The organism is Brevundimonas sp., from assembly GCF_031412435.1.
Taxonomy (GTDB): Bacteria; Pseudomonadota; Alphaproteobacteria; order Caulobacterales; family Caulobacteraceae; genus Brevundimonas.
On the sequence record NZ_JANODA010000032.1, the window covers coordinates 22,858 to 48,391 of the forward strand.

Here is a 25,534-nt window from a genome sequence, read left to right on the forward strand (position 1 = left end):
GAGGAGTGCATCATGTCGGTCGCGATAGAGCGTTACACGGGCGTCGGAGGTGAGGCTTACCATGCGCGCAGGGCGAGTGGACGCTCGGCCGAAGAACAGCAGGTTCGCGCGGTCTATTTCGAAGGCGTCACCACGGCCTCCGATACGGTTTTGGACTTTGGCTGCGCGACGGGCGGAATCGTTTCGTCCTTGCCGGCCGCGAAGCGGATCGGAGTAGAGGTCAGCGAGGTGTCGGGCGCTGAAGCGCGCAAGGTTCTTGATCGGGTGGTGGGCCATCTGGATGAGATCGAGGACGCCAGCATCGACGTGGCGATCAGTTTCCATGCGCTGGAGCATGTCCCCAATCCGCAGGCGGTGCTTCTGGGCCTTCGCCGTGTCCTCCGTCCCTCAGGGCGGCTTCGTCTGATCGTGCCCTACGAGGATGTGCTGTTGAACCGTCAGCATCGCCAATGGTCGGCGAGCGACCCTGATCAGCACCTGTTCACCTGGACGCCCATGGCCCTGGGCAATCTCCTGTCGGTGAGCGGTTTCAAGGTCGAACAGGCGCGATTCACCCACTGGGCGCGACCCGGCACACTGGGGCGGCTGATCGGCGCCGAGCAGGCGCGCTGGTTCAAGGCGATCCGGGCCGGGCGGCTGCAGGTGGTCGCGGATGCAACCTGCGCCTAGCCTCCGTTCGGGTCCCAGGACGTCCTATGGCTTTCGCAGGACCGCAACGGACACCTGATACGGCCTGAAGAGAAAGGTCAGTCGGTGAAGGCGAGACAGGCTCTCTCGCCAGCCCCCGCGGAGCATGAGTACGCGGACCACTGACTTCAGCACCCCGACAGGCCGTCGGTCGAGATCCGTCCAGAACGATCCCCCGACTACGGGTTCGGCGACCTGCACCTCGTAGCCCGGAAAAAGGTCGACCAGCTCTTCAGGGGCCGGCCGGTACATCGTGTCGATGGGGTCGAGATGGTAAGGGTAGCGGTAGGGGACGCTGACGATGATGAAGCCGCCCGGCCGCAGGATCTCGTCGCAGATCGACGCGAAGTTCGATCGGTCGGTCACGTGTTCGAAGATGTTGCAGCAGAGCACGGTGTTCGCGCCCAGTGACGCCAGGCGTTCCCGCACATCGGGCTCGTAGATGTCGCCGCTGACATCGATGCCGTCACCGTCGCGAAGATCTGTGTGAACGACCTTGACGCCACGCGCCCGCAGGGGCGCATGGATGAACCGGTCAATGTGGGGTTGCTGAACGGTGCGGAATGTCGTCGTGGACGAGCCCAGCTCGATGACGGGACTGATGTCCCCGGGAAGCTCCGCCAGCAACCGGCCGATTTTCTCAGCTTCCTCAAAGCGCATGGCCGGACCTTCCTCGACGGTGAATGGGTAGGCAGAGGCCGCAGCCAAACTGCTCGGCTATCGACCCGCACCGCTAGATTGAAGTATAGAAGAAATACAACCATGAGAAGGGCATGCCGCTCGCGCTTCACCGGATCCGCGTAGCGGGTCCAGCACGTCGCCCTCGGGGCCGAGGATGCGTCACAGGTCGCGCCTCCCGCTCATCCGCGCGGGCATTCTTGACCATGAGGGATTGGAAGGGTGGTGCCGGCTGCAGGAATCGAACCCGCGACATCCAGTTTACAAAACTGGCGCTCTACCAACTGAGCTAAGCCGGCCCCAGGACCACCGAAGGCGGTGATCAGGCGCGGGGTTTAGCTGGCGCGAGGGCGAGGGCGCAAGCTAACAAACGCCATGCCGAACCCGTCCTATGTCTTGCCCGTGGTCATGCTGGTGCTGTCGAACGTCTTCATGACCTTCGCCTGGTACGGCCATCTGAAGTTCGGGTCCAAGCCGCTGTGGATCGTGGTGATCGTCAGCTGGGGCATCGCCTTCTTCGAATACTGTCTGGCGGTGCCGGCGAACCGGATCGGGCATCAGGTCTATTCGGCGGCCGAATTGAAGACGATGCAGGAGGTGATCACCCTGCTGGTCTTCGCCGTCTTCTCGGTGACGGTGCTGGGCGAGAAGCTGACGCTGAACCACGCCTGCGGCTTCGCCCTGATCTTCGCAGGGGCCTGGTTCGTGTTCCGCGGACCGTTCTAGAGGGCGGCCGCGATCCTGGCCGCAGTCGCCTTCAGGTCCTCGATATCGGCCATGCCGGCCTGGCCGTGGCCCTGCAGAGGGCGGTCGGACCAGCGGGGGATGACGTGGAAATGCAGGTGAAAGACGGTCTGGCCACCGGCCTCGCCGTTGAACTGCATGATCGAGAAGCCGTCGGGGCCGAGGGCTTTCTCAACCGCGCGGGCGGTGCGCTGGGTCGCGGCAATTAGCGTCGTCAGGGTCTCGGGCTCGACCTCCAGCAGGTTGCGGGCGGTGGAGGTCTTGGAGATGACCAGGACGTGGCCCTCGGACTGGGGGAAGACGTCCATGAAGGCGAGGACGGCGTCGTCTTCCCACACCGTGACCCTGGGGATCTCGCCGGCCAGGATCCTGGCGAAGATATTGGACGGGTCGTAGGGTGCGTGCAGGGTCATGGGGATCGACCTGATATCCTTCGGCGCGCGGCGCAGACGGGAAGTTGGCGAAAGGGCCTAGGCGTAGCGCCTGCGCTTCTCGGCGGAGATCAGCGTGGATCGCACGAAGTCGGCGGGCGGGTCGGTCTCGGCCAGCACCGCTTCCTTGATGGCGCGGGGTTCGCCGAAGAGGTGGCCCTGTCCCATGGAGATATCGAGTTCGAGAATGTCGACGATCTGGCGTTCCGACTCACACTTTTCGGCGATGACCTCGATGCCGTAGCGGCGGGTCAGCTGGGCGAAGTCAGCGGCCTGGATGTCGCGCAGGGACGGGATCGGCGAGCCGCCGTCGAGGTCGAGGAGCTGTTCGATCAGCAGGTCGGCGGCGACTTTCACGAACCGGACGTCGGACCGCTGCAGGTCGTTGAAATCGAGATCCAGCGTCTGGACCTTGTCGATCGAGAAGCGGAAGCCGAGATCGGCCAGCTTGGCCATGTTGCGCGCCTCGACCGCGCCGCGGGCGTCGAAGGTCGCCTGACCCAGCTCGAAGATCAGGGCCTGGTTCAGGTCGCGGTTCTCGCTGAGGAACTCCAGGAACTGCGGGAAGAAGGTCTCGTCGCCGAGGGACGACAGGGCGACGTTGCAGAAGACCCCGACCTTGCGATCCTGACGGGCCAGACGGCGGACGATCTGGGCGCAGCGGAAGAGCAGCAGGTTATCAATCGCCGGGACCAGACCCTCTCCCTCGGCGATCGACAGATACTCGGCCGGCATCATGACGCGGTCGGTCGAATCGCGCAGGCGGGTGAAGCTCTCGTAGAAGACCGTGCGGCGCTGGGGCAGGGTGACGACGGGCTGGAGATACAGGTCGACGCGGTTCTCGGAGAGGGCGTCGTGGACGGTCTTGAGCAGCAGGTTCGACTGGTGGTGACGGCGGGCCTCGACGCTGTCGGGGGCGACCATGGGGGCGACCTTGAGCCGCTCGTCGATCGAGACGCTCATCTGCTGGATCAGGTCTTCCAGCATGCGGACTTCGCCGGTCAGTTCGTCGGTGCGCGACAGGGCCCCGGCCTCGATGGCGGTGGCCAGATCGCCCAGCGCGGTCTGGGTCTGCTCCATGGCGTCCGCCAGCAGGCGGTGGGCCTCGCGGACCTGACCGATCTCGGCGCGCAGGGCCTTGCGTTCGCCGATACCGGTGAAGATCGCGTGGACGGCGGTCAGGACGCCGAGAACGCCCAGCGTCGCCGCCACGCCCGGTCCGATGCCGAGACCCGCCCGCCACAGGAAGGCGCCGACCGTCATCGCGAGGAAGACGTAGCCGAAGAACAGGAAACCGTTGGTCAGTGCGCGCATGGGAACGGTGAAGTCCGACTTCCCGGATGGAATCGTCCGAGTATCGGGGTATCAGGACGAAACAGCTAGGGTGTGCGGAACAGAAAGCACGCCGAAACAGGGGATACGCATGGAATTGTTCGATCTGAGCGGCAAGGTCGCCGTTATCACCGGCTCCTCCAAGGGTATCGGCAAGGCGATTGCCGAACGGATGGCCGAGCATGGAGCCAGGGTCGTGATCTCTTCGCGCAAGGCCGGACCTTGCGAAGAGGTCGTCCAGGAAATCAACGGCAAGTACGGCGAGGGCCGGGCCATGGCGATCCCGGCGAATATCGCGTCGAAGGGGGACCTGCAGAGGCTGGTCGACGAGACCAACGCGGCCTGGGGCAAGATCGACATCCTGGTCTGCAACGCCGCCTCCAACCCCTATGCCGGACCGATGGCGGGCATCGCCGACGAGCAGTTCCAGAAGATCTTCCAGAACAACGTCCTGTCGAACCACTGGCTGACCCAGATGGTCGCGCCGCAGATGCTGGAGCGGAAGGACGGTGCAATCCTGATCATCTCGTCCATCGGAGGGCTGCGCGGCAACGCCCTGATCGGCGCCTACAACGTCTCGAAGGCGGCGGACATGCAGCTGGCGCGAAATCTGGCCGTCGAGTGGGGGCCGTCGAACGTGCGGGTCAACTGCATCGCTCCGGGCCTGATCCAGACCGACTTCGCCAAATACCTGTGGGAGAACGAGGAAGTCCTGAAGGCGACGGTCGAGCCCAATCCGATGAAGCGTATCGGTCAGCCGGACGAGATCGCGGGCACGGCCGTCTATCTGTGCTCGAAGGCGGGGTCCTATGTGACCGGTCAAACCCTTGTGGTGGACGGCGGGCTGACGATTGCCTGGTGAGGTCGTCAAGGGCCCGGGCCTTCGCCAGGACCTTATCTGGCGGCTGGAAGCGGCAGCGTTCGCCGGTTTCATCGGCCTGATGCGGCTGATCGGGCTGCAACGGGCTTCCAACTTCGGCGGCTGGCTTCTGCGAACGTTGGGGCCGATCACGGGGACGCAGAAGACCGTCCTTCGGAACCTGCGGATCGCCTTCCCTGACATTGGGGAGGACGAGCGTCAGAGACTGGCCCTGGCGCAATGGGAACAGACGGGACGAACCTTCGCTGAAACGGCGGTGATGGACAGACTGACCCCGGCGTCAGGGCGGATCGACATCGTCGGGGCCGAGCGGCTGGAGGCCATCCGGGCATCCGGCAAGCCGGTCGTGTTTGTCTCCGGCCACCTGGCGAATATCGAGACGATGGCGGCGGTGCTGGTGGCCTCGGGCGTGCCGGTGCAGGTCACCTATCGCGCGGCCAACAACCCCTATGTGGACGCCCAGATCATCGCGGCGCGGGCGCGTTACGGCATCAAACTGTTCGCACCGAAGGGCGGGGACGGGGCGCGCGAGCTGCTGGCCGGGATGGCGCGGGGCGAGAGCGTCGCCCTGATGAACGACCAGAAATTCTCGGAAGGGCCGGAGGTGGTGTTCTTCGGCCAGCCGGTGAACGCGGCGCCGGGGCCGAGCCGGCTGGCGCTGCGTTTCGGGACTGTGCTGCAGCCGATGTCGGTGGTGCGGCTGCCTGGCGTGCGGTTCCTGGTTACGGCGCACGAGCCGATCGAACTGGCGAACACCGGCGACCGGGCGGGTGACATCGCTCGCGGGGTGCAGGCGATCACGACCTTTATCGAAGAGAGGGTGCGCGAGCATCCGGTGGACTGGTTCTGGGTCCACAAGCGGTGGCCCGACCGGGTCTACATGGCGCTGGAGCAGGACGCCTGAGCGCTCAGGCTGTGCCGACGCCGTCGATGTCCGTCGAAGCGGATTGCGCCACGTCGGTCGAGCGCCGTCGCGGGCCCCGATAGTTGAGAGCGGTCGCGGTTCGTCTCCGGTCCGGGCCGAAATAGCCCTGTGTCTTCACGAACGGACGCGGGCGCAGGATCACGGCCTGGATGCGGTCAAAGACGGCTTTGGCGGTGATCGGTTTGACCACGAACTCGGTCACCCCGGCGTCGCGGGCCTCGACCACGCGATGCTTTTCCGAATGTCCGGTCATCATGATGATCGGCAGATAGGGGTTGGCGCTGTCGAGGCTGTTGCGGACCAGGCGGGTGAACTCCACCCCGTCCAGCGGGAACATGTTGAAATCGACAATGGCCAGATCGACCTCGTGATCGCGCACGACGTCGAGCGCCATCGCGCCGTCCGACACCTCACGGATGTTGCGGATACCGGCCGATTGCAGGATGGCGGACGTGATGGCTCGCATGTGCTGGTTATCGTCGACCAGCAGGATATTGAGCGATTGAAGGGCAGACATTTGGTGACAGGCCGGCGCCGCCCCTACGGCGGTCTGGTCGGCGATGCTACGGGTAAAGCGCGGCAAGGTCCACGCGGAACAAGAGCCTAGCGGGTTGAGTAACCGGTTTCCGGCGCCGATTGCCCCACCATGAGAGACGGATCGCAGTTCCGATCGCGCCATTTCATGCGCCAGCACAGGTGGGGGCCGGTGGCGCGGCCGGTCATTCCGACCCGGCCGATGACGTCGCCACGTGTGATTCGCTGGTTCGGCAGGACGTCGATCCGCGACTGATGCAGGTAGGCGGTGATCAGACCCTGACCGTGGTCGATCAGGGTCAGGCCGCCCTCGAAATGCATGCCGGGGCGCGCGAAGGTGACCACCCCGTTCGCAGGCGCCCGGATGGGTGACCCGGTGGGCGCGGCCAGGTCGATGCCGAAGTGCGGCCGGGCGGGCGTGCCGTTCAGGACCCGTTGGGAGCCCCACAGACTGGTGACGCGATAGGTATCCAGCGGCCAGGTGAAGCCGGACTGGAAGTCGTCGGTTTCCGTGCGGCTGGCGAAGCCCTCGGTCTTCAGCGCGATCTCCTGCTGGATGCGGGCGAGGAGGGCGGGGTCCGACGGTTCCACCGTCGACTGCGGCAGGCCGTTGACGCGGGTCGAGGGGAAGGTCCCGCGCGCGACGGCCAGGGTGCGGCGGGCGACATGGTTCTGGCTACGCACCTCCAACTGGACCGAGGGCGGGGCGTCGCGGTCGAAACCGACGACGAACAGGCCGGCGGCGGAGGCGGTGGTCAGGGCCTCGCCGTCCACGAAGACCATGGCGCGCGGCGCCGACCGGCCCATGACGAAGCCGCCCTGGACGAAGCGGCCGTTCAGGGCGAGGCCATCGTTCGTCTGGGCTGAAGCGGGACCGGCGAGAGATGCGGCGCCGGCGCCCAGGATCAGGCCGCGCCGCGAAGGCGTCACTGATCGACCATCCGCGACAGGGCTTCGGTCGGGCTGAAATAGGGTTCCTGATGCTCGACGGACCAGTAGCGCAGGATTTCGAGCGGGATCGGGCGGCCGGAGACGGCGCACAGGACGAACGGGCCGGGCTTCAGCACGGCGAACTCGCCGTCGCCGTAGTGCAGCGTCGCGGGGGAGGGGGCGGAGGTCATGGGATGAGATTAGCCGCTTCGTCGGTTGCAGACCACTGACTAGAACAGATCGCCTTGCGTCGCCGGAGCCGCCTTCGGTTTGACGACGGGCCTGGGCCGGGGCGGGCCGTCGCCCTCGATCCACGCACCCTTTGACCCGTCCGGGAAGACCAGGGTCACGGCCTGCCCGGGCGACAGGGCGGCGGCGGACGACACCATGGCGCCGGTTTCGTCGTCGATACGGGCGAAGCCGGGCTTGGGACGTTTCGGGTCGAGGGTGGCCAGGGCGCGGGCGAGGGCGGCGAGGCGGATTTCGGCCCGCTCCAGCGACTGGGGGATGGGGCGGGACAGACGGGCCGCGACGGTCTCCAGTCGGGCGACCCGCTGGTCGAGACGGCGGTGGATCGGCTCGAGGGTCAGCCGAGCTGCGACACGCAGCAGGCGGCGTTCGTGCACCGCGGCGTTGGCGCCCAGTCCGGCCATCAACCGGGTCGACTGGCCTTCAAGCCGGGCCTTTCGCTTCTCGATGGCGCGATCGAGCAGGGCGGACCCGAACCGGCCGCCGACGGCGACGAGTCGCCGATGGTGCAGTTCGGTGTTACGGCCCAGACCCGAGGCCAGTCGGCTGGAGGCGTGGTCGAGGCGCTGCTGGGCCAGGGCGACAAGTTCCTCGGGCCGGGCGGGCAGGCCGCGCGCGACAGAGCGCAGGCGCACGCGACGGTCTTCCAGCAGCCGCGCGCCTGCCCGGTCCAGACGACGCTCCAGATCTGTGACGAAGGCGCGCAGGTCAGCGAGGACGGGCGTAGCGAGTTCGGCGGCGCCGGTGGGCGTCGGCGCGCGGCGGTCGGAGACGAAGTCGATCAGGGTGGTGTCGGTCTCGTGTCCCACGGCCGAGATGATCGGAATGGTCGCCGCCGCCACGGTGCGGGCCAGGCCCTCGTCGTTGAAGCACCACAGGTCCTCCACCGAGCCGCCGCCGCGCGCCACGATCAGCAGGTCGGGGCGGGGAATCAATCCGCCCGGCGTCATGGCGTCAAAGCCGCGGATGGCCGCGCTGACCTGACCGCAGGCGGCGTCGCCCTGGACCACCACCGGCCAGACGATCACCCGGCAGGGCCAGCGCTCGGCGATGCGGTGCAGGATGTCGCGGATCACCGCGCCCGTCGGACTGGTGATCACCCCGATGGTACGGGGGTAGACGGGAATGGGCGTCTTGCGGCCCGCCTCGAACAGGCCTTCGTCGCTGAGCTTGATCTTCAGCCGCTCGAGCTGGGCCAGCAGTGCGCCGGCGCCGGCCGCCTCCATCGATTCGATGACGATCTGGTAGGACGAGCGAGCCGGGTAGGAGGTGATCTTGCCGGTGACGATGACCTCCAGGCCCGTCTCCGGCTGGACGCCGAGGCCGCGGACCGAGCCCTTCCAGACCACGCCGTCGATGGCCGACTTGTCGTCCTTCAGCGTCAGATAGATGTGGCCCGAGGCGTGGCGGTTGACCTTGGACACCTCTCCCCGCAGGCGGACATGGCCGAACCGGTCCTCCAGCGTGCGCTTCAGGGCGAAGGACAGCTCCGAGATCGACAGGGGAGGGTTGTTGTCGCGGGCCGGAGCCGGTTCGGCGTCGGCGGGGCCTGCGAAGACATAGTCGTCAGTCATGGCGTCACTCTAGCGGCGCGTCGGGGGTGCGCAAACCGCCGCATTCGCCCTATATCGAGCGATGATGAATGACGAGCACATGCCGCCCCGTGAAGACGACGATCCGCGGGAACGCGATCTGTCGCGGCGTAGCAATACGCCCGCCGTCAGCCTCTGGCTCGTCGTGTTCCTGATGGTGATGCTGGCGGCCGTCGTCTATGTGATTTCCGCCGTCCTGTAGGCGTCTGCGGCCTTGACCATCGGGGCCGGCGCGGCCATTCCGCGCCCATGGATATCCTGCTGGTCGGATCGGGAGGGCGCGAGCACGCCCTGGCCTGGAAAATGCGTCAATCGCCGCTGGTCGAGCGGTTGTTCTGCGCGCCCGGAAATCCCGGCATCGCCAAGGTCGCAGAGTGTATCGCCGATGTGCGCGCCGACGACGCCGAAGGTCTGGCGCGGCTGGCGCGCGAACTGAAGGTCGGGCTGGTCGTCGTCGGGCCGGAAGTCGCCCTGGCGGCCGGCCTCGCGGACCTGCTGAACGCGGCCGGCATTCCTTGTTTCGGGCCAAGCGCCAAGGCGGCGCAGCTGGAGACGTCCAAGGCCTTCTCCAAGGCCTTCCTTGAGCGGCACGAGATCCCGACAGCCCATTACGGCGTCTATGATCGGGTCAAGGACGCCAAGGCCGCGCTGCAGGTCTTCAAACCGCCCTATGTGATCAAGGCCGACGGTCTGGCGGCCGGCAAGGGCGTGGCGATCAGCCCGGACCGGCGCGACGCCGAGGCCGAGATCGAGCGGATGCTGGGCGGGCGTTTCGGCTCGGCCGGATCGCGCGTCGTCATCGAGGAGTTCATGGAGGGCGAGGAGGGGTCTCTGTTCGCCCTGTGCGACGGCAAGCGCGCTGTCCTGTTCGGCGGCGCCCAGGACCACAAGCGGGCCTTCGACGGCGACTTGGGACCCAATACGGGCGGCATGGGCGCCTATTCACCCGCGCCGGTGTTCGACGAGGCCATGGTGACGACGGCGAACCGTCGGATCGTGCAGCCTGCGCTGAAGGCGATGGCGGCCGAGGGCGCGCCCTACAAGGGTGTGCTCTACGTCGGGCTGATGTCGACGGAAGAGGGTCCCAAGGTCGTGGAGTTCAACGCCCGCTTCGGCGACCCGGAATGCCAGGTCCTGATGATGCGGATGGCCGGGGACATCGTTCCCTACCTGCTGGCCTGCGCGCGGGGGGATGTGTCGCGCCTGCTGGAGCCCGAGTTCAAGCCGCAGACGGTGATCTGCGTGGTGATGGCCGCAAAGGGCTATCCCGACAGCCCTCTGGAAGGTTCGATCATCCGGGGCGCGGAGCAGGACTTCGGCCCGCATGTGCAGGTTTTCCACGCGGGCACCCAGCGACGTGAGGACGGGACGCTTGTCTCGGTCGGCGGGCGGGTGCTGAGCGTCTGCGCCGAGGGCGACGACATCGCCGAGGCGCGCGAGCGGGCCTATGCGGCGGTTCGGAAGATTGACTGGCCCGGCGGTTTCAACCGCACCGACATCGGCTGGCGCGCGCTGGAGCGCGAATAGACCCTAGGCGTAGGCGAACAGCAGGCGGCCTTCGCCCATGCGCTCACGCAGCATCGGCAAGTCGGTGTGGGCGGTGGAGAAGCAGCCGTAGCTGCGGCCGAGCTTGCCTTCGCGAGCCAGGAAGTCCGGGTCGGCATAGTCGGCGCCGTGGACGATGATGGCGCGGTCGCGAGCCAGGTTGTTGGAATACTCCAGCCCGTCGAGCAGGACGTTCGGACCCTGCTGCGCGCCCCAGCCGGCGCCGGCGGTCGCATAGGCGCCGACCGAGGACATGTAGCTTTCCGGCGTGTTCGAGAACCGGCGAGCGAACCCGGAGTGTTCCGGATCCGAGCCGCGGCCGTGGCAGGTGCGGAAGGCGGTGACGCGGCCGCCGATCAGGTCGACCTCGAACATGCGGGCGTCACCAGAGAATTTCTGGAAGTCGACCAGGTACATCCGGTCGCGCAGGGTGATGCGGTGGCTGTGTACGTCGAGCGCGGCCATCGCGCGGCTCATGAGCTCCGGACGGACCAGACGGCGCGGATCGAGCGGCGGCGGCGTGATCTGCGGGATACGCGGAAGCGGCGGCGGCGGCGCCGCGGCGGCCAGCACGATCGGGGTTTCGACGATGGCGGGTGCGGTTGCGCAGCCGGCGAGCATCGCCGAACCACCCAGAATCAATCCCCGTCTCGATAGCCGCATGCGACGCCCTTCGTAGCGGTTATGCCGAAGCAAAGAGTTGTTTCACAAATGCGCCGCCGGGTTCAACCGAAGCCTTGGCCGAAATCCGCTGACGCGTATGGTGACGCCACAGTATCAGGGAGAGGTTTATGAAGTTCGTCGCACTTGCGGTCGCCGCCGTTTTCGCGCTCGCCACGCCTTCGCAGGCGCAGCAGGGCCCCGCCTCACAGGCTTTTCCCGCGAACGGGGAAACGACGTTCGTTCAGGCGGGGCGGCTTCTGGCGGACCCCGAGAGCGGTGTTGTGCTGCGAGATAAAACTCTCGTGATCGTCGGGAACCAGATCACGGAAATCCGCGACGGCTTCGTCGGCGAGGGTCAGAACGTCGTCGACCTGCGTGATTCCTTCGTCCTGCCGGGGCTGATCGACAGCCATGTCCACCTGACCTCGCAGCAGAGCCCGACGGGGCGGCTGGATGCTGTGACGCGGGACGCGGCGGACGGAGCGATCATTGGCGCGGGCTTCGCACGGAAGACCCTCATGGCCGGGTTCACCACCGTGGCGGACCTGGGCGCCAGCAACGACTCCATCTTCGCGCTCCGTGACGGTATCCGGCGCGGCGACGTGGCGGGACCGCGCATCATCGCCTCGGGCTCGTCCGTCTCGATCCACGGCGGGCATGGCGACGTGAACGGGTACACCGACGACATCATGCATCTGCTGTCGTCCGAGAGCGTCTGCTCGGGGCCGGAGGACTGCATGCGGGCGGTGCGGACCCAGGTGCGGTCGGGCGCTGACATCATCAAGATCACGGCGACCGGCGGGGTCCTGTCGAACACGGCGGCGGGCTTGGCCCAGCAGTTCACCGACGCCGAACTGGCCGCCATCGTCGAGGTGGCCCACCGGATGGGGCGGCAGGTGACGGCGCACGCGCACGGTGTCGACGGGATCAACGCCTTCCTGCGGGCCGGCGGCGACTCGATCGAGCACGGCACCTATCTGGACGATGAGTCGATCCGGCTGTTCCGGCGCGAGGGCGTCTATCTGGTGCCGACCCTGCTGGCCGGCGACTTCGTGGCGCGGGTGGCGTCGAGCCCGACGAACTTCTTCACCCCCGCCCAGACGGCCAAGGCGCTGGAGGCCGGACCGAAGATGCTGGACATGGCGCGACGGGCGCATGAGGGCGGCGTCCGGATCGCGTTCGGCACCGACACGGGCGTCTCGGCGCATGGCGACAACGCCCAGGAGTTCGCGCTTCTGGTGCAGGCGGGGATGACGCCGCTGGAGGCGATCCAGGCGGCGACGGTGGTGGCGGCCGACCATCTTCGCATCGCCGACCAGGCCGGTCTGATCGCGCCGGGGCGGCCGGCGGACATCGTGGCGGTCGAGGGCGATCCCCTGACCGACGTCACGACGCTGGAGCAGATGGCCTTCGTGATGAAGGGCGGGGTGGTTTACCGCAACGACTGAGTCAGGAAGCCTGCGAAGCCCGCCTCGTCCTCGAACCGGGCGGCGACGGGCCATGAGACCACACGGGTCCGCCAGTCCGGAGGCAGGCGGACCCAGTCCTTTTCGGTGGTGACCAGACCGGCCTCGAACAGGGCGGCGCGGTCGGCGAGGAAGGCGAGGTCTTCCGGCCGGTATTCGGCATGGTCGGGGAAGGGCGCGAAATCCTTCAAGTCGCAGCCGGCGGCGATCAGGGCGCGTTCGACCTTCCAAGGCTTGGCGATGCCGGCGAACCCGACCTGGGGGCCGGACGGTGGCGGACGGTCGGGCTCCAGCCGGGCGATGAAAGTCGGCAGGTCGCCGAATACGGCCAGCAGTTCAGGATCTGCGGGCGGGCTGTCGGCGGGCAGCAGGACGACGACGGCGCCGGCGCGGGCCAGACCGGCCTTGAGCGGCTCGCGCATCGGGCCGGAGGGGAAGACCGAGCCGTCGCCGAACGGCCATTCGTCCTCGCGCGTCTCGCCGTCGACGACGATCAGGCTGAGGGTCTTCTTCAGGGCCGGGTTCTGATGGGCATCGTCGAGGACAATGGCGTGAGCGCCGGCATCGACCGCCGCGCGGGCGCCGGTGACGCGGTCGGCGGATATCCAGGCGGGGGCGTCGCCGGACAGCATCAGGGGCTCGTCGCCGACATCGGCGGCGGTGTGGACGGCGGGATCGACGCGGAGCGGGCCGGTCAGGCGACCGCCATAGCCGCGCGACAGGGCGTGGGCGTTGACGCCGTTCCGATACAACAGCCGCAGGACCTCGCGTGCGACGGGGGTCTTTCCGGAGCCGCCGACGGTCAGGTTGCCGATCGAGATGACGGGGATGCCGACATCGACCGCGGTGGCGCGGGCGATGCGGCGGGCCGTGGCGGCGGCCCAGATCCAGGACACGGGCTTCAGCAGCGTCCGGGCGACGCGGCCGTGGCGAGCGTCGCGTTGGTACCACCAGCGGGGGGTGGAGACCTTCATCGGCGCGGCCGGGGCGGGGGCGGCAGGAGCGGCTGAAGCGCGTCCCACAGGCGGTCGAGACCGGCGCCGACATCGGCGGCCGCGCGGCGGGCGCGCTCGCCCATGGCGCGGGCGGCGGCCGGGTCGCTCAGCAGGGGGAAGACGACGCGAGGCAGATCGCCGGGCGTGGCGACGAGCTCAAGTCCGGCCGCTGACACCAGATCGGCGGTGACGGCCTGCCAGTTGGAGGCGTCGGGGCCGGCGACGGCGGGCTTGGCCAGGCGCGCGGGCTCCAGCGGATTGTGCCCGCCCCAAGGCTCGCGACGGAGGAAGGATCCGAATGATCCGCCCATGACCACGACATCGGCCAGCCGCAGGAACAGACCGAGCTCGCCCAAGGTGTCGGCGACATAGATGTCTGTTTCGGGATTCGGCTGGTTGCCCCGCGACCGCAGGGCGAACCGATAGCCATCGCGGGTCAGGGCGGTGGCGATCTCGGGCCCGCGCTCCGGGTGACGGGGCACGAGGATCAGGCACAGCCGTTCGGCGATGTGGTCGAGGGCGCGGACGATCGCGATCTCCTCGCCTTCGTGGGTCGAGGCGGCGACGACCACGGGCCGGTCGCCGATGGCGGCGCTGAGGGCGGTGAAGGCCGAGGCGTCGTGGGGCAGGGGCGCGCCGGAAAGCTTCAGGTTCACCTGCCCGTGGACCTTGGCTCCGAGGTTCTGCAGTCGGGCGGCCGAGGTGTCGTCCTGTGGCATCACGACCCGGAATGCGGAGAGCAACTCCCGAGCGGAAGCCGGGAACCGCGCCCAGCCGGCGGCGGTCTTTTCCGTGATGCGGGCGCTGACCAGGGCCAGCGGGATCGTCCGGTCGCGGGCGGACAGGATCAGGTTGGGCCAGAGCTCGGACTCGACGAAGACGCCCAGTGACGGGCGCCAGTGGTCGAGAAAGGCGGCGACCGCGCCAGGCGTGTCCACGGGCGCGAACTGATGGATGACCCCGGGCGGAAGGCGGCGGGCAAGAAGCTCGGCCGAGGTGACCGTGCCGGAGGTCACGAGGATGGTCAGGTCGGGCCGGGCTTTGACGAACCGCTCAACCACGGGCAGCAGGGACAGGGTCTCGCCGACGCTGACACCGTGCAGCCAGACGAGGTCGCCTTCGGGACGGGCGACGCGGGTGGCCCCGAGGCGTTCGTCGACGCGGACAGCGTCCTCCTTGCCCTGTTTGACCCGGGCGTCGAGCAGGCGGGGTGCGAGGGGCTCCAGCAGGCGGGTCAGCAGCCGGTAGGAGACGAGCGGCAGGGTCACAGCCGCTTCAGCCCGGTGATGGCGTCCGCGCGGGCTTCCACGGCTGTCAGGCGCCCCGTCCAGGGCCCGGTGACGTCGGACAGGGCGGTGCCTGCCGGGAAACGGGCGATGTCATAGACTATGGCTCCCCGGCCGAAGGGCAGCGGCAGGAGGGCGCGGTCCCAGCTGTTCAGGCGCACGGCCGGATTGCAGCTCATGCCGATGAATAGCACCGGCGCGCCGGACATCCTGGCCATCAGGGGCAGGCCCTCGGCCATCACCCGCACCGGGCCGCGCGGACCGTCCGGCGTGACCGCGAGCGCGCCGATCTTCAGCTGCTTCAGGCCGTCACGCAGCGCCTGCGATCCGCCCTTCGCCGCGTCCGCCTTGTCCTTGTTGGCCGAGGAGCCCCGGACGGCGGGGAAGCCCTGGAGCGCCACGGCCCTGGCGATGAACTGGCCGTCCGGGCTGAGCGAGATCAGGGCCTTGGCCGATTGCGCACGGTCGAGAGGCCAGCACGACGGCGAGAGCCCGATGCGCGAATGCCAGAACGTACAGAGCACCCCTCCGCCTGCGGCCCAGACCCCCTCGGCATGCTCGCGGCCCTCCCAGGTCCAGCGGATGGTGGCAAAGCAGAACCGCATCCAGGCGGCGAGCACGGACGACAGGATGATCTGAATGACGGGGTTGCGCAGCGGTCTCACGTCACGCGACCGTGGCGACGGCGGGTGCGCCATCCAGCGACTGCTGGCGGGCGAGGCGGCTGTAGAGCCCGCCTTTCCTGACGAGGGCGGAGTGGGTGCCGCTTTCGACGATGCGCCCGGCCTCGAGCACCAGGATGCGGTCGGCGCGCTGCACGGTTGACAGCCTGTGGGCAATCATCAACGTCGACCGACCCGCCATCAACCGCTCCAGCGCCGCCTGGACCAGGGCCTCGCTTTCGGTGTCGAGCGCGGAGGTGGCCTCGTCGAGCAGCAGAATCGGTGCGTCTTTCAGAAAGGCGCGGGCAATGGCGATCCGTTGGCGCTGGCCGCCCGACAGCCGCATGCCGGCCTCTCCGGCACGGGTCTGGTAGCCGTCGGGCAATGCGGTGATGAAGTCGTGGGCGGCTGCAGATCGGGCCGCCTCTGAGATATGTTCAGGCGTGGCCCCGGGCCGGCCGTAGGCAATATTGGCTTCTATGGTGTCGTCGAACAGGAAGGGCTCCTGCGTCACCAGGGCGATGCGGGCGCGCAGGTCGGTCAGGCTGAGCTCACGCAGGTCGATGCCGTTGATCGTGATGGTCCCGGCCGTCACATCGTAGAAGCGGGGCAGAAGGCTGAGCAGGGTCGACTTGCCTCCACCCGACGGACCGACAAGGGCCACTGTCTCGCCGGGTGCGACCGTCAGCGATACGTCCGAGATCGTCGGGGCGGCGGAGGCGTAGGAGAACGAGACACCGTCGAAGACGACGGTGGCCGGGCCTTCGGGCAGGGCCACGGGCGAGGCGGCCTGGCGGATTTCCGGCTCGATATCCAGCGAGGCGAACAGCCGGCGGGCGGCGGTCAGGCCCTCGATCATCACGGTCTGCAGGTTCACGACCTGGCGCAGCGACTGGCCCGCCAGCATCAGCAGACCGATGAAGGCGGCGAAGGCCCCAACGCTCATCTGGCCGTCGCGCGACTTCCAGCCGGCGTAGACCATGACGGTGGCGACGATGATCATGGCGACCAGGTTGCTGAAAGGCCCGGCGAAGGCGCGGCTGTCGGCGCTCTTGATGACGTGCCTCTGGCGGCGAGCGACGACGTCGCCGACCCGGGCCTGTTCGGCGGCCTCCCGGTTTTCCAGCTTGATGAGGCGCACACCGTCGAGGTTTTCCATCAGGGCGGTCGAGAGTGTCTCGGTTTCCCTCATCGCGCCCACGGTGGCCTTGCGCGTGCGCTTCGAGAAGCGGCGGAGGACGAAGCTGATGAGCGGCACACCCAGAAGCACGACCAGCGTCAGCTGCCAGTCGATGAAGGCCATGCCGACGATGACTGCCAGAAGAGTCACCGCATTCTGCGTGTAGTTGACGACGCCTGAGGTGAAGGCCTCGCGCACCAGATTGGCATCGAACAGGACGGACGACACAAAACTTCCGGTGTGCTGGCTGCGCAGGCGGGCCAGGTCGGCGCGGATCATCGCTCCGAACAGACGGACCTGGATGTCGCCGACGATCCCGTGGCCCAGGCGATTGACGAGGGCGGCCTGGCCCAGCGACGCAAGGGTCCACACGAACGCCACGGCGACGATCGCGGCGGGGATCCAGATCAGACTCTGCCCAGGCGGGATGGGAAACAGGCCCCACAGCCTGATCGGCGCGTCCGGATCGACGAACAGGCCGTTGATCGCAGGCTCCAGCAGCTTCAGGGTCAGGGCGTTCAGGCCGCCGGCGGCCACCGCGCACAGGATCGACGCGAACAGCGCGGACTTGTGATGCGAGAGATAGTCGCGCCAGATCCGCACCAGCAGCGGGCGCAGGGGGGCTTTCTCGTCGTTCACGGGCGAACTCATGGGGCGGAGGTCGGACGCGTCGCCCCGCAAGTCAAGGGATCACTCGGCCGGCGCTGCGATGTCGGCGTCGGTGATGACGACCGTGCCCTGCGCGCCGACCAGGGCCTCGTCTGGCGGAAACCGTGGATAGGACTGACCGTCGAAGGCCAGCTTCGCTTCATAGGCCGGCGGGCCGCCGCCACCGGACACGAGGACCCCGAGGTCGGGCAGGCCGTTGGTGGAGGTCGCCAGGACCCGGACCGGTGCACCAGACCGCGCGACGTTGCCGACCTCGGCCCAACCGTTTGTCGTCTGGCGAAGGATGAGAAGGTTGCACCCGCCGCTACCGCACCAGTCGGATCCGACGAGATAGACCAGCGCCAAAGGGGGCGTCTGGCCCGGGGCGAACCGGACGACAAGGCGGGTATTCTCCGCCGAATCGCCCAGCGCCTGCGCAATCGCAGCGCCGAGTGCGGGGTCGCTGCCCGGGTCCATCTGGCCCGAACCAGCGGCTGGCGGAGCGGCTGTCGACCCTGTCACCGTGGCAACGTCATCGTCGGGCGGCGAACAGGCACCGGCGAGAACGGGCAGCAGGACCAGGGCGAGAACAGAGAGGCGCATGGGACACTTCAGAAGGCTGCGGGGCGGTGCGATGATCCTGCACGGGATGACGCGGCGTGTCGCCCTGTCTATGTCTCACCAGATGAGCAGATTTGACCTGAGCACGCAGGCCGGCCTGAAGGCAGCGGAGCGGGACCTTTTCTGGAACGATCACGCCTTCCTGAGGCTGGCGTTTTCGAACGCCCACTGGATCGGGCCGGATCTGGTCCGGACCAACCAGCCATCGCCGCGCCAGCTCGAAGGCTGGGCCCGGCGGGGCATCAAGACGGTCATCAATCTGCGCGGCGAGCGTGACGAAGGCTATTACTGGCTCGAGAAGGCGGCGTGCGAGAGGCTGGGCCTGACGCTGATCGACGCCCCGCTCGACTCGCGCGATCCGCCGTCCAGGGACCGCGTGCAGCGGGCGCGCGACCTGTTCGCCTCGATCGAGTATCCCGCCCTGATCCATTGCAAATCGGGCGCGGACCGGGCGGGGCTGATGGCGGTGTTCTATCGGCACTTTCACCTCGGCGAGCCGATCTCCGAAGCGAAGCGCGAGCTGTCCAAGCGCTACCTGCACAGCCGTGAGGGGCTGACGGGGGTGCTGGACTATTTCGTCGAGACCTACATCAACGAGGTGGAGCCGACCGGCGTGGGGTTCATGGAGTGGGTCGAGTCCGATGCCTATGACCCCTGGGCGATGCGCCAGCGCTTCCGGGCGTCCTGGTGGGGAACCCTGCTGACCGAACGGCTGCTGAAGCGGGAGTAGCCGTCAGCCCCAGGGTCCGGTCGGGGGCTTGTCGGGGTCGCTTGCCGGAGGGGCCTTGCCGGCTTCGTGCCGCGCCTTGCGATCCGCTTCCCTGGCCTTGAACCAGCGGGCATAGCCCCGCTCGCGGCCGAAGGCTCCGATCCAGAGCCCAAGAACAGCCAGCAGTCCGATGAGGCTTGCGATCTGGCCGCCGTCCAGTGTGGTGCCGAAAAGGGTCATGCGTGCGGCTCGGTGGTGCGCACGGGGTCGACGACCGCCATCTGGGGCGCGTGGGCGAAGGGGTCTTCGCTCGTGGAGACGTTGGCGGGCGTGATCGGATCGTTCCAGCCGGTCTGGGGATCGAGGGGCGCCGGTGCTGCGCCCGGTCCGCGATGCCGCGTGGCAAAGGCCACGATGGCCACGCCGAAGGCCAGAAATCCCAGAACGATAAGGGTCGGAATCATCGTGTCGCTCCTGTGGCCAGACAAGCTAACGCCCGAATGTGGCGAGGATTCAACCGCTGATCGCCTCGCCGCGGGGATCGATCATCCGGTGGGCGTGAAGGATGAAGAAGCGCATGTGGGCGTTGTCGACCGTGGCCTGGGCGCGGGCCTTCCAGGCGGCCTTGGCCTCGGCATAGTTGGGGAAGGCACCGACGAACTCGACCTTGGACAGGTCCCGGAAGACGGGCGCATCCAGGTGGCGGAGTTCTCCACCGATGACGAGGTGAAGCAGCTGCGGATCGGCGGTATTGGGGGCGTCGGTCATGAATGGCTTTCCGGCGGGAGCGGAGGGGTCAGGTCGCCAGCGGGATAGGCCCTGTGCGCCGCAGGATCAACGGGTGCAGCGCCGGCGCGGAGCAGACCAGGCTGGCCTGACGGGGATCGGGCTGGTTGAACCGCCAGGGGCGGCCGTGATGATCGCTGACTTTCGCACCCGCTTCGGTGGCGATCAGGGCCCCCGCGCAGACGTCCCAGTCCCATTTGGGCGTCAGGGCGATAGCGGCGTCGAAGGCTCCCGACGCGACCAGGGCCATACGATAGGCCAGGGCATTGCGCTTCTCGTAGCGCATGGGCGGCCAGGGCTCGGGCCAGTGGGGTCCCTCCATGAGGCGGGCATCGGCGAGGACAGCCGCGTCATCAAGCGTGTCGACGTCCGACGCCATGATCGTGCGGCCGTTCAGGCGCGCGCCGCCTTCCAGGGTCGCCTCGAAGGTCTCGTTCAAGGCCGGCACGTGGATGACGGCTGCTATGGGCACGCCATCCTCGACGATGGCGATGGGCACGCACCACCAGGGCTGGTTCTTCATATAGGCGACGGTGCCGTCGATCGGATCGACGACGAAGATGCGCGCTTTCGAAAGGCGCCCGGGTGTGTCGGGCGTCTCCTCGGACAGCCAGCCGTAATCGGGCCGGGCAGTCAGCAGTTCGGCCTTCAGCATGGCGTCCACGGCGAGGTCGGCGTTGGTGACGGGGGAACCCCCGACCTTGTGATCGATCCGAAGGCCGCGGTCGCGCTCGGCCTCGGCCAGGGCACCGGCGCGCAGGGCGGCCGCGCGGATCAGGTGAAGGTCGGAGCCCAGGTCGGTCATTTGCCCGCGATGGCGACGGCGTCGATCAGCAGGGACGGGCTGTTGAAGCTCGACCGGAACTCCAGGTCCGACCCGGGCACCATGCGGGCCCAGAGGTCGATCAGGTTGCCGGCGACGGTGATCTCGCTGACCGGCCAGGCGATCTCGCCGTTCTCGAACCACAGGCCCGAGACGCCGGCGGACCAGTCCCCGGTGTTGGCGTTCAGCGAGGGGCCGAACATGGAGGTGATGATCAGGCCCGCGCCCGCGCGCTTCATCAGGCCGTCGCGGTCTAGGTCGCCGGGCGTCAGGTGGACGTTGTGCGTCGAGACCCCGGGCGGTCCCGCCAGCCCCCTCGAGGCGTGGCCGGTGCTCTCTAGGCCGAGCTGGGCGGCGGCCGAGGCGTTCAGCAGCCATGTGGTCAGGACGCCGTCATCGACCAGGCTCCGGGCCGTGACCGGTGAGCCCTCGTCGTCGAAGGGCGCGGAGCCTAGGCCGCGCATCCGGAAGGGATCCTCGACCAGGCTGACCCCGCGGGGCAGGACGGACTGACCCATCCGATCCTTGAGGAAGGAGGTGCCGCGGGCGATCGACGGGCCGGAGATGGCCCCGAGGAGTGGCGACAGCACCTGTCCGGCGACGCGGCGATCGAAGATGACCGGTGCCGTGGTCGAGGCGATCTTGCGGGGCGACAGGCGCTCGATGGCGCGGCGACCGGCCTCGGCACCGATGCTGGCGGCATCCGGCAGGTCCGACAGCCAGCGGGTCGAGCGGCTTTCGCCGCCGCGCTCCATCGCCCCGTCCTTTTCGGCGATGACGCCTGCGCCCAGAGAAAAGCCCGTGGCACCATAGGCTCCTTCGAAGCCCTCGGACGTGACCAGACGCCATCGGCTGGAGGCGGTCGAGGCATGGCCACCCTCCGAGCGCGCGACGCCGGGGACGGCGAGGGCAGCCGATTCGGTTTCGGCCGCGACACGTTCCAGTTCGGCGGCGGATCGCTCGGACGGATCGTACAGCTGCAGGTCCGCGAAGGGGCCCCGTGCCAGACGGTCTGCGGGGACGAGGGCCGACCAGGGGTCTTCGGGCGCGAGACGGGCCATGGCGACCGCGCGCTCGATCAGGCGGGCCCGGGTCGCGGGGGAAAGGTCGGAGGCCGACACGGAGGCTTGGCGGCGGCCCACGAAGACCCGCAGGCCCAGATCGCGGCTTTCCTCGCGTTCGACGTCTTCCAGGGCCTCGTTGCGGACACCCACTGAGAGGGAGGCGCGCTCGGCCGTCACGGCCTCGGCGGCATCGGCCCCGGCCCGGAGGGCGGCGGCCACAAGGTCGTGCAGGATGTCGGGGGACGTCAGGCTGTCAGGCATGGCCCGATATGGCGGACCCGGGCCTTGCCCGCAACGGCCCTAGCCGTGCGGTGTGCCGATGAAGGCGTGAACCACCAGCATGCCTCCGGCACCGAACAGGGCGAACAGGGTCAGGGTCATGCCGATGACGCGACCGATCGTCGGTTTCCTGTTGCTGAGGCTGAAGGCATGGATCAGGCGACCCAGGAATAGCATGCCGCCGACGACATGGATGGCGGGCCCGGGCATGCCAAGCAGGGTCAGCAACGCCAGGGCACCGATGCCGGCGGGGATGTACTCCGACGCATTGCCGAAGATACGGCTGGCCAGGCTGAGCTCGGCGTTTCCGCCGTCTCCGAGCAGAACGCGGTTGGCCCGGCGGGTCATGATCACGCGCGAGGCGAGGAAGACCATAAGGAGGACCATGAGGCCGCTCCACAGGGCCGCGGCCTGGGCGGCGGTCATGTCGGTCAGGAGGGCCATGGATCAGTTCTCGCGTGCAACGGGATAGAGCCGGTAGCGGTCATCATAGAACGGGGTTCGTTCGTAGAACCATGACAATCTGGCGTCTCCGTTCGCTGCGAAGGCGGGATCGGACGCCACCTTCGCTTCGAACGCGGCCCTGAGCGCCGGATCGGCCGCCATCATGGCTTCGGCGAGCGGTGCGATCGCATAGCCCTCGATGTATTCGACGCGGCTGAGGATTTCCGGGAACAGGCCCCAGGCGAAGAAGCTCTCTGACGACTGCGGCTCCAGCAGCAGGACGGCGATGTCGCCCAGCGGCTGATCCGTCGGCACGCGAACCGATCCGGGCGCAAAGGTCCAGTGGCGCTGCATGGGCGTGACGTCGGTGACGGCCATCTGGACGTGACCCTCATTGGCCCGCGTGGCGATCGTGGGATCGTTGAGGCGCAACATCTCGACCGCAACGGTGCGCGGGGCATCCAGCGTTTCCAAGGCGAGCCCGTGCAGGCGCAGGCGCTCGATCAGGTCGGTGCGATAGGCCGGGACCCAGTAGGCGGTCGGGCGGCGCAGGCTGAGCGACGGACGGGAGCCATAGTAGGGCAACTGCCATACCTCGGTGTCCGGGCGACCCAGCCAGCGGATCTCTTGCCGACCCGAGGCCGGACTGTCGTAGGTTTCGTAAAGCACGCCCTTGAAGGCGCGGGTCTGGTGCGGGACGGGGTCGGCCTCGAAGTTGGCGGGGATCTCGGCCGGGCGCAGGGCCTGATCGGCGGTGATGGCAGCGCGCAGGGGCCCGGCCTGTTCGGCGAGGAGGCGCAGCGACGCCTCCATGAAAACATAGGTGCCCAGCACGCGCTGCGCATAGGGCTTGAGGCTGTGGTTCTCGATCAGGACCGTCGGGACATGGGCGGCCGCCCCCCAGCCGTTGGAGAAGCGCTCGCCCAGGCCGCCGTCATTCAGACCGGCGCGGGGGTTCTGGTCGTCGATGCCGAACACCAGCCGGCCGGGGATGTGGCCCTCGGCCTCCAGCGCCGCGTCGAGCGCGGGCTTGAACACGTCGTCCAGCCAGGCGGACGAGGCCGGGGAGCGGCTGTAGGAGTCGAACTCGCCGTTGAAGCCGTAGGTGATGTCGTACTGGTAATCCATGCCGTCGGTGACGTGGATGTCCAGATACAGCTCCGGCTTCAGGGCGTTGATGAAGGTGCGGAGGGCCCGCATCTCGGGCTGGTCCAGCTTGAGGAAGTCGCGGTTCAGGTTCTGGTTGGTGCTGGTGTTGCGCCAGCCCTGGATGCGGGGGCCGCGCTGGTTGGGGCGGCTGTAGGGAGAGGCCCGCTCATGGCCGTCGACCGACAGGATGGGGATCAGCACGAGGTTGGCACGGTCCAGCAGGTCGCCCTTGTCGCCGAACGCGATGTCTCGCAGCAGCATCATGCCCGCGTCCTTGCCGTCGATCTCGCCGGGGTGGATGCCGGCGTGGGCCAGAAGGACGGGCTTGGCCGGATCGAGGGTCGCGCCGTCGCGGGAGGCGATGACGGCATAGATCGGACGGCCCTCGGGCGAGATGCCAAACTGTTCGATCCGGATCAGGTCGGAGGCGGCGTCCAGACGGTCGAACCAGGCGCGGGTGGCCGCGTAGTCAGGGCTGACGTCACGGGCCGGGTCGCGCTCGAAATCGGTGATCCAGGGGTTGGACGGGTCGGCCAGAAGGGCCCGGCTGGCACCGTTCCAATCGAGGGCGGGGGGCAGGAAGGGCTGGTCCCAGGCGGCGGTGTTTGTGAGCGACTGGGACATGGCGGGACTCGAACACAGGGCGGCCAGGGCCGCGAACAGGAGGGCGGTGCGCATGGCCCTTCGTCGTCCCATAGGGTCGATCTTGCAAGCCTTGGTGGCGTCAAACGGGCGGCGACCATGCTCCTGCGGCGATGAGCTGCGAGCCTGCCCGCACCATGTTCCACAGTGTGTAGGCAAGAACCACGATGAGCGCCCCGATCACGACGCTTCGCTGCGGCGCAAACGCGGCCGTCGCATTGCAGACGGCGAACAGGATGACACCGAAGATGAGGCGCGGGGTCCAGAATGCGGACCAGGCCGGGTCGGCGAGAGCCAGAAGGCCAAGCAGCGCCCAGACCATGGCATTGGCGGCCAAGACGCAGCCGAACACCACGCGGCGATGGGCCCAGAAATGGTCGTCGAGGTCGATCCGGGTCTCGACCCCCTCGGCCGTCACGCGCGGGAAGGTGACGCTGGCGGCGATGTAGAAGGTAGCCGCGATAACCAGGCCGATCAGGAGCAGGGCCGGATTGAAGGGGGCGTCCCGGAAGAAGCGCCAGGCCTGGTTCCAGAACGTCGCCAGGTCGAGGGCCACAAACAGGGCCAGCAGGGGCGTCAGCCAGCCGAAGCGCACCCGCTGGCGCTCATGAAGCACCCGCGAGAACCCGCCGACCAGCTCGGCGACCGAAAGACCCAGCAGCAGGCCGTAGAAGCTAAAGAAGAACTCGAAGTCGCTCAAATCGCCCCCCAGGCGGTTTTCAACGCGGATTCTACTTCCAGATCGGCGTCCCGTCGCCCGGTAATCCGAGGCGATCCCACATCGTCGAGACGCGGTCTATGACTTCGCGGTCCATGCGGATTTCCTCGCCCCATTCGCGCTTCGTCTCGGGCGGCCATTTGTCGGTGGCGTCCAGGCCGATCTTGGAGCCGAGGCCGCTCTCGGGGCTGGCGAAGTCGAGGTAGTCGATCGGGGTGTTCTCGATCAGGGTGATATCGCGGGCCGGATCCATCTTGGTGGCCATGGCCCACATGACCTGTTTCCAGTCTCGGGCGTCGATGTCGTCGTCCACGACGATGACCCATTTGGTGTACATGAACTGGCGCAGATAGCTCCAGACGCCCATCATCACGCGCTTGGCGTGGCCGGGGTAGGCCTTCTTCATCGACACCACGGCGATGCGGTAGCTGCAGCCCTCGGGCGGCAGCCAGAAGTCGGTGATCTCGGGGAACTGCGCGCGCAGCAGGGGGATGAAGACCTCGTTCAGCGCCTCGCCCAGCACCGAGGGCTCGTCGGGCGGGCGGCCGGTGAAGGTGGTCAGATAGATGGGGTCCCTCCGCATGGTGATGGCGGTGACCTGGAAGACCGGGAAGGTCTCGACCGAGTTGTAGTAGCCGGTGTGGTCGCCGTAGGGGCCCTCAGCGGCGTGCTCGTCGAACAGAACGTGGCCTTCCAGCACGATCTCGGCGTTGGCGGGGACCATCAGGGGCACGGTCTTGCAGGGAACCAGTTCGGCCTTCTGGCCGCGCATCAGACCGGCGAACTGATATTCCGACAGGGTGTCGGGCACTGGCGTCACGGCCGCCAGGATCGTGCCCGGATCGGCGCCCAGCACGACGGCGCAGGGCAGG

Annotated in this window: 30 protein-coding genes and 1 tRNA gene; 8 read left to right on the forward strand and 23 right to left on the reverse strand. The window is 68.0% G+C overall.

The window, feature by feature from the left end; translation table 11 throughout:
• The first annotated feature begins 12 nt into the window (after positions 1–12).
• Positions 13–669, forward strand: coding sequence for a class I SAM-dependent methyltransferase (locus RMO01_RS05935; RefSeq protein ID WP_309628120.1), 657 nt, complete (start codon positions 13–15; stop codon positions 667–669).
• Positions 670–693: 24 nt separating this feature from the next.
• Here the strand turns inward: RMO01_RS05935 and RMO01_RS05940 are convergent, their stop codons facing one another.
• Positions 694–1,347, reverse strand: coding sequence for a hypothetical protein (locus RMO01_RS05940; RefSeq protein WP_309628121.1), 654 nt, complete (start codon positions 1,345–1,347; stop codon positions 694–696).
• A 241-nt stretch (positions 1,348–1,588) separates the two neighbouring features.
• Positions 1,589–1,664 (reverse strand) — tRNA-Thr (locus tag RMO01_RS05945).
• 76 nt (positions 1,665–1,740) lie between these two features.
• Between RMO01_RS05945 and RMO01_RS05950 the strand changes: the two genes are divergently transcribed.
• A complete protein-coding gene (locus RMO01_RS05950) occupies positions 1,741–2,091 on the forward strand; it encodes a DMT family protein (RefSeq protein ID WP_309628122.1) in 351 nt (116 codons plus the stop codon).
• Here RMO01_RS05950 and RMO01_RS05955 read toward each other — a convergent pair.
• Positions 2,088–2,522 (reverse strand): HIT family protein, encoded by a 435-nt coding sequence (locus tag RMO01_RS05955; protein ID WP_309628123.1) that lies wholly within the window; start codon positions 2,520–2,522, stop codon positions 2,088–2,090. The genes RMO01_RS05950 and RMO01_RS05955 overlap by 4 nt on opposite strands.
• A gap of 57 nt (positions 2,523–2,579) precedes the next feature.
• Positions 2,580–3,854 carry an EAL domain-containing protein gene (locus RMO01_RS05960; RefSeq protein ID WP_309628124.1) on the reverse strand — a complete coding sequence of 425 codons (1,275 nt, stop codon included), beginning with the start codon at positions 3,852–3,854 and terminating at the stop codon, positions 2,580–2,582.
• 109 nt (positions 3,855–3,963) lie between these two features.
• Between RMO01_RS05960 and RMO01_RS05965 the strand changes: the two genes are divergently transcribed.
• Positions 3,964–4,734: an SDR family oxidoreductase gene (locus RMO01_RS05965; RefSeq protein WP_309628125.1), complete on the forward strand. Its 771-nt coding sequence runs from the start codon at positions 3,964–3,966 to the stop codon at positions 4,732–4,734.
• Positions 4,735–4,813: 79 nt separating this feature from the next.
• Entirely contained in the window at positions 4,814–5,656 is an 843-nt protein-coding gene (locus tag RMO01_RS05970; RefSeq protein ID WP_309628149.1) for a lipid A biosynthesis acyltransferase, read from the forward strand.
• 4 nt (positions 5,657–5,660) lie between these two features.
• Here RMO01_RS05970 and RMO01_RS05975 read toward each other — a convergent pair whose 3' ends face one another.
• The 4 genes from RMO01_RS05975 to xseA form a co-directional block, all read right to left on the reverse strand.
• On the reverse strand, positions 5,661–6,194 hold the full coding sequence (locus RMO01_RS05975) for a response regulator (protein ID WP_309628126.1): 534 nt from the start codon (positions 6,192–6,194) through the stop codon (positions 5,661–5,663).
• An 86-nt stretch (positions 6,195–6,280) separates the two neighbouring features.
• Complete coding sequence (locus RMO01_RS05980) at positions 6,281–7,141, reverse strand: M23 family metallopeptidase (RefSeq protein WP_309628127.1); 861 nt, start codon at positions 7,139–7,141, stop codon at positions 6,281–6,283.
• Complete coding sequence (locus tag RMO01_RS05985; protein WP_309628128.1) at positions 7,138–7,332, reverse strand: DUF2093 domain-containing protein; 195 nt, start codon at positions 7,330–7,332, stop codon at positions 7,138–7,140. Before RMO01_RS05985 ends, RMO01_RS05980 begins: the two co-directional genes overlap by 4 nt.
• 39 nt (positions 7,333–7,371) lie before the next feature.
• A complete protein-coding gene (gene xseA / locus RMO01_RS05990) occupies positions 7,372–8,964 on the reverse strand; it encodes an exodeoxyribonuclease VII large subunit (protein ID WP_309628129.1) in 1,593 nt (530 codons plus the stop codon).
• A 79-nt stretch (positions 8,965–9,043) separates the two neighbouring features.
• Between xseA and RMO01_RS05995 the strand changes: the two genes are divergently transcribed.
• Positions 9,044–9,184: a hypothetical protein gene (locus RMO01_RS05995; RefSeq protein WP_309628130.1), complete on the forward strand. Its 141-nt coding sequence runs from the start codon at positions 9,044–9,046 to the stop codon at positions 9,182–9,184.
• A gap of 47 nt (positions 9,185–9,231) precedes the next feature.
• Complete coding sequence (gene purD / locus RMO01_RS06000) at positions 9,232–10,509, forward strand: phosphoribosylamine--glycine ligase (RefSeq protein WP_309628131.1); 1,278 nt, start codon at positions 9,232–9,234, stop codon at positions 10,507–10,509.
• A gap of 3 nt (positions 10,510–10,512) precedes the next feature.
• Here the strand turns inward: purD and RMO01_RS06005 are convergent, their stop codons facing one another.
• On the reverse strand, positions 10,513–11,190 hold the full coding sequence (locus RMO01_RS06005; RefSeq protein ID WP_309628132.1) for a murein L,D-transpeptidase catalytic domain-containing protein: 678 nt from the start codon (positions 11,188–11,190) through the stop codon (positions 10,513–10,515).
• Between the two features lie 128 nt (positions 11,191–11,318).
• Between RMO01_RS06005 and RMO01_RS06010 the strand changes: the two genes are divergently transcribed.
• Complete coding sequence (locus tag RMO01_RS06010) at positions 11,319–12,638, forward strand: amidohydrolase family protein (protein ID WP_309628133.1); 1,320 nt, start codon at positions 11,319–11,321, stop codon at positions 12,636–12,638.
• On the opposite strand, the gene lpxK is transcribed toward RMO01_RS06010, so the two are convergent.
• Genes lpxK through RMO01_RS06035 form a run of 5 tightly spaced genes read right to left on the reverse strand, consistent with a single transcriptional unit; the run spans position 12,623 to position 18,030 of the window.
• Positions 12,623–13,630, reverse strand: coding sequence for a tetraacyldisaccharide 4'-kinase (gene lpxK, locus RMO01_RS06015; protein WP_309628134.1), 1,008 nt, complete (start codon positions 13,628–13,630; stop codon positions 12,623–12,625). The genes RMO01_RS06010 and lpxK overlap by 16 nt on opposite strands.
• Positions 13,627–14,919, reverse strand: a complete 1,293-nt coding sequence (locus RMO01_RS06020; protein ID WP_309628135.1) for a 3-deoxy-D-manno-octulosonic acid transferase — start codon at positions 14,917–14,919, stop codon at positions 13,627–13,629. Before RMO01_RS06020 ends, lpxK begins: the two co-directional genes overlap by 4 nt.
• Positions 14,916–15,602: a lysophospholipid acyltransferase family protein gene (locus RMO01_RS06025; protein ID WP_309628136.1), complete on the reverse strand. Its 687-nt coding sequence runs from the start codon at positions 15,600–15,602 to the stop codon at positions 14,916–14,918. The genes RMO01_RS06020 and RMO01_RS06025 overlap by 4 nt, the downstream gene beginning before the upstream one ends.
• A 1-nt stretch (position 15,603) precedes the next feature.
• The gene (locus RMO01_RS06030) at positions 15,604–17,430 is read right to left on the reverse strand and encodes an ABC transporter ATP-binding protein (RefSeq protein WP_309628137.1); all 1,827 of its coding nucleotides are present in this window, start codon (positions 17,428–17,430) and stop codon (positions 15,604–15,606) included.
• A gap of 39 nt (positions 17,431–17,469) precedes the next feature.
• A complete protein-coding gene (locus RMO01_RS06035) occupies positions 17,470–18,030 on the reverse strand; it encodes a hypothetical protein (RefSeq protein WP_309628138.1) in 561 nt (186 codons plus the stop codon).
• Between the two features lie 82 nt (positions 18,031–18,112).
• Here RMO01_RS06035 and RMO01_RS06040 point away from each other — a divergent pair, with 82 nt between their 5' ends.
• Positions 18,113–18,778 (forward strand): fused DSP-PTPase phosphatase/NAD kinase-like protein, encoded by a 666-nt coding sequence (locus RMO01_RS06040; protein ID WP_309628150.1) that lies wholly within the window; start codon positions 18,113–18,115, stop codon positions 18,776–18,778.
• 3 nt (positions 18,779–18,781) lie between these two features.
• Here RMO01_RS06040 and RMO01_RS06045 read toward each other — a convergent pair whose 3' ends face one another.
• The 9 genes from RMO01_RS06045 to RMO01_RS06085 form a co-directional block, all read right to left on the reverse strand.
• Positions 18,782–18,997, reverse strand: coding sequence for a hypothetical protein (locus RMO01_RS06045; RefSeq protein WP_309628139.1), 216 nt, complete (start codon positions 18,995–18,997; stop codon positions 18,782–18,784).
• Positions 18,994–19,221: a hypothetical protein gene (locus RMO01_RS06050; protein WP_309628140.1), complete on the reverse strand. Its 228-nt coding sequence runs from the start codon at positions 19,219–19,221 to the stop codon at positions 18,994–18,996. The genes RMO01_RS06045 and RMO01_RS06050 overlap by 4 nt, the downstream gene beginning before the upstream one ends.
• A gap of 49 nt (positions 19,222–19,270) precedes the next feature.
• Positions 19,271–19,525, reverse strand: coding sequence for a DUF4170 domain-containing protein (locus RMO01_RS06055; protein WP_309628141.1), 255 nt, complete (start codon positions 19,523–19,525; stop codon positions 19,271–19,273).
• A gap of 28 nt (positions 19,526–19,553) precedes the next feature.
• A complete protein-coding gene (locus RMO01_RS06060) occupies positions 19,554–20,348 on the reverse strand; it encodes a 3'(2'),5'-bisphosphate nucleotidase CysQ (RefSeq protein ID WP_309628142.1) in 795 nt (264 codons plus the stop codon).
• A complete protein-coding gene (locus RMO01_RS06065) occupies positions 20,345–21,691 on the reverse strand; it encodes a metallopeptidase TldD-related protein (protein WP_309628143.1) in 1,347 nt (448 codons plus the stop codon). The genes RMO01_RS06060 and RMO01_RS06065 overlap by 4 nt, the downstream gene beginning before the upstream one ends.
• A 39-nt stretch (positions 21,692–21,730) precedes the next feature.
• The gene (locus RMO01_RS06070; protein ID WP_309628144.1) at positions 21,731–22,153 is read right to left on the reverse strand and encodes an MAPEG family protein; all 423 of its coding nucleotides are present in this window, start codon (positions 22,151–22,153) and stop codon (positions 21,731–21,733) included.
• Positions 22,154–22,156: 3 nt separating this feature from the next.
• The gene (locus RMO01_RS06075) at positions 22,157–23,980 is read right to left on the reverse strand and encodes a M14 family metallopeptidase (protein WP_309628145.1); all 1,824 of its coding nucleotides are present in this window, start codon (positions 23,978–23,980) and stop codon (positions 22,157–22,159) included.
• A gap of 46 nt (positions 23,981–24,026) precedes the next feature.
• Entirely contained in the window at positions 24,027–24,644 is a 618-nt protein-coding gene (locus RMO01_RS06080; RefSeq protein ID WP_309628146.1) for a hypothetical protein, read from the reverse strand.
• A gap of 31 nt (positions 24,645–24,675) precedes the next feature.
• Positions 24,676–25,534: UbiD family decarboxylase (locus RMO01_RS06085; RefSeq protein ID WP_309628147.1), on the reverse strand; the 859-nt coding region annotated here is incomplete at its 5' end.

What these genes read in the sequence shown, in the direction of transcription:
- RMO01_RS05935 (WP_309628120.1), top strand. Translation starts at nt 13, where the DNA reads ATGTCGGTCGCGATAGAGCGTTACACGGGCGTCGGAGGTGAGGCTTAC.
- RMO01_RS05940 (WP_309628121.1), bottom strand. Translation starts at nt 1,347, where the DNA reads ATGCGCTTTGAGGAAGCTGAGAAAATCGGCCGGTTGCTGGCGGAGCTT.
- RMO01_RS05950 (WP_309628122.1), top strand. Translation starts at nt 1,741, where the DNA reads ATGCCGAACCCGTCCTATGTCTTGCCCGTGGTCATGCTGGTGCTGTCG.
- RMO01_RS05955 (WP_309628123.1), bottom strand. Translation starts at nt 2,522, where the DNA reads ATGACCCTGCACGCACCCTACGACCCGTCCAATATCTTCGCCAGGATC.
- RMO01_RS05960 (WP_309628124.1), bottom strand. Translation starts at nt 3,854, where the DNA reads ATGCGCGCACTGACCAACGGTTTCCTGTTCTTCGGCTACGTCTTCCTC.
- RMO01_RS05965 (WP_309628125.1), top strand. Translation starts at nt 3,964, where the DNA reads ATGGAATTGTTCGATCTGAGCGGCAAGGTCGCCGTTATCACCGGCTCC.
- RMO01_RS05970 (WP_309628149.1), top strand. Translation starts at nt 4,814, where the DNA reads ATGCGGCTGATCGGGCTGCAACGGGCTTCCAACTTCGGCGGCTGGCTT.
- RMO01_RS05975 (WP_309628126.1), bottom strand. Translation starts at nt 6,194, where the DNA reads ATGTCTGCCCTTCAATCGCTCAATATCCTGCTGGTCGACGATAACCAG.
- RMO01_RS05985 (WP_309628128.1), bottom strand. Translation starts at nt 7,332, where the DNA reads ATGACCTCCGCCCCCTCCCCCGCGACGCTGCACTACGGCGACGGCGAG.
- xseA (WP_309628129.1), bottom strand. Translation starts at nt 8,964, where the DNA reads ATGACTGACGACTATGTCTTCGCAGGCCCCGCCGACGCCGAACCGGCT.
- RMO01_RS05995 (WP_309628130.1), top strand. Translation starts at nt 9,044, where the DNA reads ATGCCGCCCCGTGAAGACGACGATCCGCGGGAACGCGATCTGTCGCGG.
- purD (WP_309628131.1), top strand. Translation starts at nt 9,232, where the DNA reads ATGGATATCCTGCTGGTCGGATCGGGAGGGCGCGAGCACGCCCTGGCC.
- RMO01_RS06005 (WP_309628132.1), bottom strand. Translation starts at nt 11,190, where the DNA reads ATGCGGCTATCGAGACGGGGATTGATTCTGGGTGGTTCGGCGATGCTC.
- RMO01_RS06010 (WP_309628133.1), top strand. Translation starts at nt 11,319, where the DNA reads ATGAAGTTCGTCGCACTTGCGGTCGCCGCCGTTTTCGCGCTCGCCACG.
- lpxK (WP_309628134.1), bottom strand. Translation starts at nt 13,630, where the DNA reads ATGAAGGTCTCCACCCCCCGCTGGTGGTACCAACGCGACGCTCGCCAC.
- RMO01_RS06030 (WP_309628137.1), bottom strand. Translation starts at nt 17,430, where the DNA reads ATGAGTTCGCCCGTGAACGACGAGAAAGCCCCCCTGCGCCCGCTGCTG.
- RMO01_RS06035 (WP_309628138.1), bottom strand. Translation starts at nt 18,030, where the DNA reads ATGCGCCTCTCTGTTCTCGCCCTGGTCCTGCTGCCCGTTCTCGCCGGT.
- RMO01_RS06040 (WP_309628150.1), top strand. Translation starts at nt 18,113, where the DNA reads ATGAGCAGATTTGACCTGAGCACGCAGGCCGGCCTGAAGGCAGCGGAG.
- RMO01_RS06045 (WP_309628139.1), bottom strand. Translation starts at nt 18,997, where the DNA reads ATGACCCTTTTCGGCACCACACTGGACGGCGGCCAGATCGCAAGCCTC.
- RMO01_RS06050 (WP_309628140.1), bottom strand. Translation starts at nt 19,221, where the DNA reads ATGATTCCGACCCTTATCGTTCTGGGATTTCTGGCCTTCGGCGTGGCC.
- RMO01_RS06055 (WP_309628141.1), bottom strand. Translation starts at nt 19,525, where the DNA reads ATGACCGACGCCCCCAATACCGCCGATCCGCAGCTGCTTCACCTCGTC.
- RMO01_RS06060 (WP_309628142.1), bottom strand. Translation starts at nt 20,348, where the DNA reads ATGACCGACCTGGGCTCCGACCTTCACCTGATCCGCGCGGCCGCCCTG.
- RMO01_RS06065 (WP_309628143.1), bottom strand. Translation starts at nt 21,691, where the DNA reads ATGCCTGACAGCCTGACGTCCCCCGACATCCTGCACGACCTTGTGGCC.
- RMO01_RS06070 (WP_309628144.1), bottom strand. Translation starts at nt 22,153, where the DNA reads ATGGCCCTCCTGACCGACATGACCGCCGCCCAGGCCGCGGCCCTGTGG.
- RMO01_RS06075 (WP_309628145.1), bottom strand. Translation starts at nt 23,980, where the DNA reads ATGCGCACCGCCCTCCTGTTCGCGGCCCTGGCCGCCCTGTGTTCGAGT.